This is a genomic window from Campylobacter sp. GB48 (genome assembly GCF_049221845.1).
Taxonomy (GTDB): Bacteria; Campylobacterota; Campylobacteria; order Campylobacterales; family Campylobacteraceae; genus Campylobacter_D; species Campylobacter_D lari_C.
Genome location: NZ_JBMJAR010000052.1, coordinates 1 through 1,452 on the forward strand (window position 1 = coordinate 1; position 1,452 = coordinate 1,452).

1 protein-coding gene is annotated in these 1,452 nt (G+C 32.0%); it reads left to right on the top strand.

Features of this window, described 5'->3' with window-relative positions:
• Positions 1–241: 241 nt before the first annotated feature.
• Positions 242–1,452, top strand: a 1,211-nt coding sequence (locus ACOTVC_RS08680; protein ID WP_421628356.1) for a major outer membrane protein, incomplete at its 3' end; no start/stop codon positions are given.

Sequence of the window (1,452 nt, forward strand, 5' to 3'; positions counted from 1 at the left end):
AGTTTCCATACATTAACTATCAAAGAGCATAATTACATTTGTAAAAGCAAACATTCATAGATAACTCCTTAGTTTTTAAAGATCTAGTTTCAAACTAGATCTTTAAAGATATATCTATCTACTTATATTAATACTATATAATCTAATATATTTTATATTGTTTTTATTTACTTTAAGAATTCTTATATAAAACTATGCTATAATTCAAGCCACAGTTTTAATTTTAATAAGGAGAATTCTCATGAAACTAGTTAAACTTAGTTTAGTAGCAGCTTTAGCTGCAGGTGCTTTTTCAGCAGCTAACGCTGTTTCACTTGAAGAAGCTATAAAAGATGTTGATGTATCAGGAATGTTCAGATACAGATTTGAATCTGATAGAAAAGATACTGGTAACACAATTGAAGATGGTTACAACAACTCTAAAGAAAACAAACACAGATTTAAATCTCAATTAAACTTCAAAGCAGCTTTAGATGATAACTTTAAAGCTTTTGTTCAATTCCAATACAGCACAAATGAAGCTGGCTTTGGTACAGGCAATGGAACAAACACTCACGATACTTTCGCTGTTCAACAAGCTTACTTAGAATATACAAATGAAGCTTATGCTACAAATGTAACTTTCGGTAAAATGGAAGTTGGTTCTATTTGGACTGATGATTTAGTAGGAACAGGGGCTAAAGTAGTAAATACTTCTATCGAAGGTTTAACTTTTGCAGGTTATTGGTTTGATAGCTTCAATGCTGAAGATGATGGTGATACTGCTATTACTACTACAGATAGTAACAAAAATTATCCAACAGATAAAGAAAATGGAGTTCCTGGTGCTGCACAAAAAGGGCTTAATATAGCTAAATCTTCATTATACGGTGCTGCTGTATTAGGTGATTTTGACCCATTTGCTTTCCAAATTTGGGCTGCTTATGCCAATAACTGGGCATTCTTATATGCAGTAGATGCTAGTTATAAATTTGCATTCAATGATGCTAACTTCAAAATCCAAGGTCAATACTTAGGAAATAGCTTAGATAGTGATAAAAAAGACTACTATGGAAAAGATACTTTAGATGACGGCAATTTCTATGCTGCTCAAATCCAAGCAAATATTTCTGCTTTTGATTTCCAAGCTGGTATTATTGGTTATGGTGAAAAAGATAGAGGTAGTGTAGTTGTATTAGAAGATAAAGGTAGAATAATCGCTCCAGGTGAGCAAATTTTCTATTCTAATGGTAGTAAATTAACTGGAGATATTGGTGAAAACTTCTTCTATTTTGCAGGTTTAGGTTATACTTTTGCTGAAACTGTAAGAGTAGGATTTGACTATATCGGTGGTTCTACTGAATATGGTAGAGGTATTGCTGATACAGATAAAAACGAATACATCGCAAGAGTATCTTACAAATACAGCCCAAAACTTACATTTAGTGGCTTCTATTCTTACTTAACTGAAGA